General features: G+C 61.3%; 8 protein-coding genes and 2 pseudogenes. 3 read left to right on the top strand and 7 right to left on the bottom strand.

From position 1 onward, the window contains the following. Positions 1-68: pseudogene (locus AB4Y32_RS40820) on the bottom strand (transposase); the annotation flags it as partial. A 60-nt stretch (positions 69-128) separates the two neighbouring features. Between AB4Y32_RS40820 and AB4Y32_RS38525 the strand changes: the two are divergent. Further along, a pseudogene (locus AB4Y32_RS38525) lies at positions 129-581 on the top strand (alpha/beta fold hydrolase); the annotation flags it as partial. A gap of 85 nt (positions 582-666) precedes the next feature. On the opposite strand, the gene AB4Y32_RS38520 reads toward AB4Y32_RS38525, so the two are convergent. Further along, positions 667-801, bottom strand: coding sequence for a hypothetical protein (locus tag AB4Y32_RS38520; RefSeq protein WP_368726293.1), 135 nt, complete (start codon positions 799-801; stop codon positions 667-669). A 53-nt stretch (positions 802-854) separates the two neighbouring features. After that, positions 855-1,109: a hypothetical protein gene (locus AB4Y32_RS38515; RefSeq protein ID WP_368726292.1), complete on the bottom strand. Its 255-nt coding sequence runs from the start codon at positions 1,107-1,109 to the stop codon at positions 855-857. Positions 1,110-1,222: 113 nt separating this feature from the next. Between AB4Y32_RS38515 and AB4Y32_RS38510 the strand changes: the two genes are divergently transcribed. Then, positions 1,223-2,034, top strand: a protein-coding gene (locus AB4Y32_RS38510; protein WP_368726291.1) for an IS5 family transposase whose coding sequence is annotated in 2 segments (ribosomal slippage) — positions 1,223-1,571 and positions 1,571-2,034 — 813 coding nt in all. Because the reading frame shifts where the segments join, the coding sequence is not laid out codon by codon here. A 211-nt stretch (positions 2,035-2,245) separates the two neighbouring features. On the opposite strand, the gene AB4Y32_RS38505 is transcribed toward AB4Y32_RS38510, so the two are convergent. Next, positions 2,246-2,518, bottom strand: a complete 273-nt coding sequence (locus AB4Y32_RS38505) for a hypothetical protein (protein WP_368726290.1) — start codon at positions 2,516-2,518, stop codon at positions 2,246-2,248. Between the two features lie 170 nt (positions 2,519-2,688). Between AB4Y32_RS38505 and AB4Y32_RS38500 the strand changes: the two genes are divergently transcribed. Beyond that, the gene (locus AB4Y32_RS38500) at positions 2,689-3,321 is read left to right on the top strand and encodes a TetR/AcrR family transcriptional regulator (RefSeq protein WP_368726289.1); all 633 of its coding nucleotides are present in this window, start codon (positions 2,689-2,691) and stop codon (positions 3,319-3,321) included. Positions 3,322-3,381: 60 nt separating this feature from the next. On the opposite strand, the gene AB4Y32_RS38495 is transcribed toward AB4Y32_RS38500, so the two are convergent. The 3 genes from AB4Y32_RS38495 to AB4Y32_RS38485 all read right to left on the bottom strand — a co-directional run bounded on the left by AB4Y32_RS38495 (position 3,382) and on the right by AB4Y32_RS38485 (position 6,758). Next, positions 3,382-4,905, bottom strand: a complete 1,524-nt coding sequence (locus AB4Y32_RS38495; RefSeq protein ID WP_368726288.1) for a CoA transferase — start codon at positions 4,903-4,905, stop codon at positions 3,382-3,384. A gap of 68 nt (positions 4,906-4,973) precedes the next feature. Continuing rightward, the gene (locus AB4Y32_RS38490; protein WP_368726287.1) at positions 4,974-6,425 is read right to left on the bottom strand and encodes an NAD(P)(+) transhydrogenase (Re/Si-specific) subunit beta; all 1,452 of its coding nucleotides are present in this window, start codon (positions 6,423-6,425) and stop codon (positions 4,974-4,976) included. Next, entirely contained in the window at positions 6,426-6,758 is a 333-nt protein-coding gene (locus AB4Y32_RS38485) for an NAD(P) transhydrogenase subunit alpha (RefSeq protein ID WP_152755233.1), read from the bottom strand. It lies immediately after the preceding gene. Between the last annotated feature and the right edge of the window lie 13 nt (positions 6,759-6,771).

Below are 6,771 nucleotides of genomic sequence, written 5' to 3'. Positions count from 1 at the left end.
AGCTCATCGGGGAACAGCTTCGGCGCCTTCGGGTTCTTGCTCTTCTTGGTCACTGTTGCTTCGGTCATAGGACGTTATTTCCGTTATCGTCTCATGACCTCGGCACACTAAAAATCTGACAGGCTCCAGGCAAAGACGATAAAGTCAAATCCCTCGTGTATGTCGCGGCGTTCGCACCGGACGGCGGACAATCGATTCCCGACATAACGCATGGCATGAAGCCGCTCGCATGGGCGAACGAATTGCAGAAGGATGCAACCGGCTTTCTGACCCTGTCCGACAAGGCGGTGAAGGAAGACTTCGCACTTGATTTGCCCACCGCGCAGCAGCGCCTCGTCGCCGCGACGTAAGGACTGTGGTTCTCCGGTTGCATCAACGACAGGGTGACGCAGGCCGCGTGGCATGAGAAGCCGTCGTACTTCGTCATCGCCGCCCGCGACCGGATGATCGATCCCCATCTGCAAGACCAGATGGCGCGGAACATCAATGCGCGGGTGACGCACGTCAACGCAAGCCACGTTGCGATGCTGAGCCAGCCCGAAGTCGTCGCCAACGCGATTCTCGCTGCTGCTCGTCGGTGAAGAGGCAGTGCGCAAGGCGCGCACCGGCGCTCCACGTGAGCGCCTGAGACGGCAGGTCGCGCAACTGGATGCGCGGATACGAGACTTACTTCGTCGCAGCCTGCTCACCGACGATGAATTCGGCATACAAGTCCGGCCAGTCTTCATCGCGCTGGCTGGTTAGCTTCTCGTGCTCGCCGTGTGCCGCTGCAGCACGGCGAAGCGCGTCCGCAAGCTCCATCGACGATGCGAATGTCGTTTCGTGCGTCTCCACTCTTCCGGGCAGCCGTGTGGTCACCTCCTGAAAGACCCAGCCATTTCCATCTGGATCGCTGAATGAAGCGAATGAACCGTAGTTCTCCTTTCTGGATGGGGGCCGCTCAAGCGCCCTTCTACACCCGCACGGTGGAATACGCCGCCGACGTCGTGGAAGATCTCGCTCACGACGTCCGATACGGGAATGGCAATGACCTCCAGCTTCATGTCGACCGTTCCTGCTCTTCTGGCCGTCTGCGTCGCAGCCTCGCTGCGCGTCCGTCCATTGCTCATCTCAATCTCCTTGCGATTGCTCGACTAAAAACCTTTAACAAAATGATGCACGGGGGCTGTTAACTCGCAGCGATTGATGTTAACTTCATCGTTGTTTCGGTAACGGAAAGGACATGGCCAAGCCGATACTCGATGATGAGTTGTGGACACTCATTGAACCCTTGCTGCCCCCACCCAAACCACGCCGTTCACGCTACCCCGGACGCAAACCACTCGATGACCGGTCAGTGCTCACCGGCATCCTGTTCATCCTGCAGACGGGCCTGCGCTGGGACCTGCTACCGCGCGAGATGGGTTGCGGCAGCGGCATGAGCTGCTGGCGCCGTCTGCGCGACTGGCAGGCCGCCGGCGTCTGGGACCGACTGCACGAACTGCTTCTTGCAAAGCTACGCGAAGCTGACCGCATAGACTGGTCGCGCGTGGTCGTCGACTCCTCCTCGATCCGCGCGGTGGGTGCGGGTCAAAAACGGGACCCAATCCCACCGACCGTGCGCGACCAGGTTCAAAGCACCACCTCATCACCGAAGCGCAAGGCATCCCGCTCGCGGTAATCCTCACTGGCGCCAACCGCCACGATGTCACCCAGCTTCACGCGCTGGTTGACGCCATCCCGCGCATCGCGGGCAAACCTGGCCGCCCGCTTTCGAAACCCCGGATCGTTCAAGGCGACCGAGGTTACGATCACGACAAATACCGCCGTCCACTACACGCTGCCGGCATCGACACTGAAATCGCCCGACGAGGCGAACCTCACGGCAGCGGACTGGGCAAAACCCGCTGGGTCGTCGAGCGCACCATCTCCTGGCTTCACAACTTCCGACGGCTGCGCATCCGCTTCGAACGTCTTGCATTCATCCACGAAGCCTTCATGAAAATCGCATGCTGCATCATCTGCTGGAGAAGACTGAAAACGTCATTTTGTTAAGGCCTGTAACTGGTGTCAAATGCAAACAGGCAACCTGCGGCGGAAACCGGCAATCGAATCGACGTCTCAGCAGATCGTCCATGCTCTTGAGAGCGCAACCTTCACGCTCTCATCGATCAACCGCAGCTAGCGGCAGCCTCGTTGTCCGCTCCGAATTCGCAAAGGACGTAAGGGCAACACCCATCCCTTGCTCCGATTTGCATCAAGCCACTTACTTGACGGGTGCCGTGTTCGTTGTCCGTTCGGAACCTGCAGGCAGCACCGACGTCAGAACGTTCGCAGGCACATGCTGCGCCTCTTCTTTTGACACTGCGCCGACGAATTTCCAGCCGCTCGGCAAGTTAATGAACGTAAATCCGGTCGGTTGATCTACGAACACCGCATAAGGCGCGAGCGACCCGGCTGGCGCACTGGTTTGACCAACCGCCAAAAACGGATTTGCCATCATCAATGCGGCGGCAAGCGCGAACAGAGGCGTTTTCATGACAACACACTCCTGAAGCTGGTTAGATTTCTGTAACACACGACACAGATAATTTAAATGCCCATACAGGACACCGTCCAGATATTTTGTGACGATCAACATATAATTCTGAATTGCGCCGTGAGCATCAGTAACTGGCACGGCAACTCGTGTAAGCACAGGAGGGAAACATGTCGGCGCTGAGGCACGAGGAGCGTCGTAGGGCACGCGGCCGCCCACGCGCATTCGATCGCGAGGCGGCGCTCAGGCGTGCAATGGACGTGTTCTGGGCAAAGGGCTACGACACGTGCTCGATGTCCGATCTCGTCGACGCGATGGGCATCAACTCGCCGAGTCTTTACGCTGCGTTCGGCAGTAAGGAAGAGCTGTATCGGGAGGCCGTTAATCTGTACGCGTGCGCAGAAGGCGGTGCGGCGCTACGCGATCTGCAGGCGCATCAGTCCGTGCGCGACGGACTTCGCGCGATGTTCCGCACGAGCGTCGAGCTTTTCACGGGCACCGCGAATCCGCGCGGCTGCATGATCTTTCTCGGCGCCATGTCCGTCCGCGCCGAACATGGGCGATTGCGCGCTGAATTGCAGAAGCGTCGGCGCAGGGTGGCGAGCATCGTCGCGAACAGGGTTGCGCAGGCCGTCGAAAGTGGCGAACTCGATGCAGGCACCGACGTCCCCGCGTTGTCCATGCTGTGCATGACGTTATTCGCGGGTCTGTCGATACAGGCGCAGGACGGGGTGCGCAAGCCGGCGCTGTTCGCAGCGATCGATCAATTCATCGCGATGCTGCCGATGCGCGCGACGTGCTGACATCGCGATGAATGATCTTCAGCTGACGAACGCGTTGTCTCGTCCGCAACCCGGTTTGCGCTAGCGCTTGGGCAACCAGACGGGCATCGACGAGCCGCGCGGCGCCAATACCGTCGCGTAGTGACCCGGCGTGCGCGTCATGCGGACCTGGTCGGTGACGCCCTGGTAACGGCCGGCTGGTGTATCAGCCGTAAAGAGATCGGGCTTTGCATTCTCATGCGCGCTGCTCGAACCGGCCGTCTCGTGTGCGTATGTCTTGTCGAACAGGCCAAGCGAATACAGCCACAGCGATGCGCGCGACAGCGACACATGCACGCGATAGCTGCCGCCCTCTTCGGCGCGCCGCATCAGCGCAGCAAGCGCGCCCGTTGTCGCAAGCCACGCAACCATGTTGTCATTGACGACCATCACAGGCGGCAATTGGGGCGCGTCGGGAGAACCCTCCAGCGTCGTGATCCCTGTGACGGCGCCCGCAGTCTGGTCGAAGCCCGCGCGCGGCGCCCATGGCCCCGCCTCGCCATGCAGGCTCACTGTCACGTGGATGATGCCGGGGCGCAGTTGCGCTGCTTCTTCGGCAGTGAGCCCGATCTTGTCGAGAAACCCATGGCGCCGGTTCGCATAGAAGATATCCGCACCCCGCAGTAGCTCCTTGATACGCGCGTTGCCTTCGCTCGAGCCTACGTCGATGAGCGTCGAGCGCACGCCGACATTCGCGGTCGTGTACATCGTGTCCACTTCGAAATCATCCGGACGCCAGACGTTCAGCACATCCGCGCCGTGATACGCGAGCGCGCGTCCGATCGCGGCCCCGGCGATCACCCTCGCCATGCCGAGCACGCGCACGCCATCCAGCGGCGCGACAGGGTCGTGCGCGAACGGCTCGGGGTCCGAGTCGCCGATCTTTTCAATCTGAACCAGAGGTATCGAAGAAAGGTGGTCGACGTATTGCTTCTCCCGCATGAACTCTTCCGCGCTGCGCACCATCGGCATCACGACGCCCGCTGCCGAACCCGCTTCCTCGAGTTCGCGCGCATCCCATTTGCGGAACGCCGCCGCGACTGCTGCGGGTTCGTCAGTGCTCTGCAAGAGCCGCAACGCGGATGACCTGAGCCGTGGATAAAGGTTGAACGGCATCATCCAGCGACCGTCGCGGGTTTCGAAGAATGCGCGCATGAACGGATTGGTCGGGTCGGCCGTATTGCGCGGCGCGTAGCCGTTCAGCAGTTCCCATTTGCGCTCCCAGAACGGACAGAGGCGGCGCGGCGCCTTCCTGATGTCGAGATGGAGATCCTGCCCTTCGCCCGTGCGCTTCGCCCATAACGCTGCAATCGCGACGGACTTCGTCATCAGTGTGAGACCCGCCGCCGCGCCGAGACGGAACACGCTCGGCACGATGGGATCGGCGCCTTCGAACGTGATCGATCCGCCCGTGCTCGCCGGGTCGATACCGAAGACGGCCAGCGTGCGCGCCAGATGCGCGTGAAGGTCGAATGGGGCGTCCTCGGCCACACGCTTGCGCAGTGCATTTTCAATCGATGCTGTAGTCGCACGTGCCGCCGCGTCGGATGATTCCATGTGTGTCATGTTTGACCGCCTGAAAATAGTGCAGCGACAAAGGCGGCATCAAGGAGCCGGTCGCCAAACCAGCTGCATCATGCAGCCGCCTTCGACATCTCTTCGATGACCTTCTTCGCATCCCCGAAGACCATCATGGTCTTGTCCATGTAGAAGAGATCGTTGTCGAGACCGGCGTAACCTGCCGCCATCGAACGCTTGTTGACGATCACCGTGCGCGCCTTGTACGCCTCGATGATCGGCATGCCCGCGATCGACGACTTCGGATCGTTCTTCGCGGCCGGGTTCACCACGTCGTTCGCGCCGAGCACCAGCACCACATCGACCTGGCCGAACTCGCCGTTGATGTCCTCCATCTCGTGAACGATCTCATACGGCACTTCGGCTTCCGCCAGCAGCACGTTCATGTGACCCGGCATGCGGCCCGCGACAGGGTGAATCGCGTACTTCACGTCGATGCCCTTTTCGATGAGCTTGTCGGTGAGTTCCTTCAACGCGTGCTGCGCGCGCGCGACGGCAAGACCATAGCCCGGCACGATCACGACAGTCTCGGCGTTGCCGAGCATGAACGACGCATCTTCCGCCGAGCCCGACTTCACCGGCTTCTGCTCGCCCGTGCCGACGGCTGCTGCCGCACCCGGTTCAGCACCGAATCCGCCGAGAATCACGTTGAAGAACGAGCGGTTCATCGCCTTGCACATGATGTACGACAGAATCGCACCGGACGAGCCGACCAGCGAGCCGGCGATGATCAGCATCGCGTTGTTCAGCGAGAAGCCGATGCCCGCCGCCGCCCAGCCCGAGTACGAGTTCAGCATCGACACGACCACGGGCATGTCCGCGCCGCCGATCGGGATGATGATCAGCACGCCCAGCGCGAACGCGATCAGCGTCATGATGATGAACGGCAGCCACGACTGCGTGAGGAAGAAGATCACGCCGAAGCCGATCATCGCGAGCGCGAGCAGCAGGTTGATCAGATGCTGGCCCGCATAGACGACGGGCGCGCCCTGGAAGAGCCGGAACCTGTACTTGCCCGACAGCTTGCCGAACGCGATCACCGAGCCGCTGAAGGTAATCGCGCCGACGAACGTGCCGATGAAGAGTTCGATCCGGTTGCCGTACGGCAGGAAGCCCGCAATGCCTTCCTCGGCGCCGAGGCCGAATGCGGCCGGCTCCGACACCACCGCATACGCGATACACACGGCCGCCATACCGATCAGCGAGTGCATTGCCGCGACCAGTTCCGGCATCTTCGTCATCTCGACACGCGCGGCGACGAACGCGCCGATCCCGCCGCCCACCACCAGCGCGACGAACACAAGCGCCAATCCAAGCGACAGATTCGAACCGAGCACGGCAGCCTGCTTCGCGATCAGCGCGACGGTCGTCAGAATCGCGATCGCCATGCCGACCATGCCGAACACGTTGCCGGCGCGGGCGCTCTTCGGATTCGACAGCCCCTTGAGCGCCTGGATGAAGCAGACGGAGGCGATCAGATAAAGGAGCGTAACGACGTTCATGCTCATTTACGCGCCCTCCTTCGAACCACCGGGACCCGCGATCTTCTTCGGCTCCTTCTTCTTGAACATCTCGAGCATTCGCCGTGTGACGAGGAACCCGCCGAACACGTTGACGGCCGCAAGCGCCACGGCAATCGTGCCGAAGAACTTGCCCGAACCGCCGACCGTCAAGCCCGCCGCAAGCATCGCACCGACAATGACGATCGCCGAAATCGCGTTCGTCACGGCCATCAGCGGTGTATGAAGCGCCGGCGTCACATTCCAGACAACGTGGTAGCCGACGTAGATCGCCAGCACGAAAATGATCAGGTTGATCACGGTATGGTTGATGACTTCCATCACCCGTCTCCTT

The organism is Paraburkholderia phymatum (genome assembly GCF_040965635.1).
Classification (GTDB): Bacteria; Pseudomonadota; Gammaproteobacteria; order Burkholderiales; family Burkholderiaceae; genus Paraburkholderia; species Paraburkholderia phymatum_B.
The sequence above is the reverse complement of the archived record's forward strand: the minus strand, read 5'-3'. Positions and strand labels throughout refer to the sequence as shown.

Excerpts from the sequence above, each read along its gene's own strand:
- AB4Y32_RS38495 (WP_368726288.1), bottom strand. The coding sequence starts at position 4,905 with ATGACACACATGGAATCATCCGACGCGGCGGCACGTGCGACTACAGCA.
- AB4Y32_RS38485 (WP_152755233.1), bottom strand. The coding sequence starts at position 6,758 with ATGGAAGTCATCAACCATACCGTGATCAACCTGATCATTTTCGTGCTG.
- AB4Y32_RS38520 (WP_368726293.1), bottom strand. The coding sequence starts at position 801 with ATGGAGCTTGCGGACGCGCTTCGCCGTGCTGCAGCGGCACACGGCGAG.
- AB4Y32_RS38505 (WP_368726290.1), bottom strand. The coding sequence starts at position 2,518 with ATGAAAACGCCTCTGTTCGCGCTTGCCGCCGCATTGATGATGGCAAAT.
- AB4Y32_RS38515 (WP_368726292.1), bottom strand. The coding sequence starts at position 1,109 with ATGAGCAATGGACGGACGCGCAGCGAGGCTGCGACGCAGACGGCCAGA.
- AB4Y32_RS38490 (WP_368726287.1), bottom strand. The coding sequence starts at position 6,425 with ATGAGCATGAACGTCGTTACGCTCCTTTATCTGATCGCCTCCGTCTGC.
- AB4Y32_RS38500 (WP_368726289.1), top strand. The coding sequence starts at position 2,689 with ATGTCGGCGCTGAGGCACGAGGAGCGTCGTAGGGCACGCGGCCGCCCA.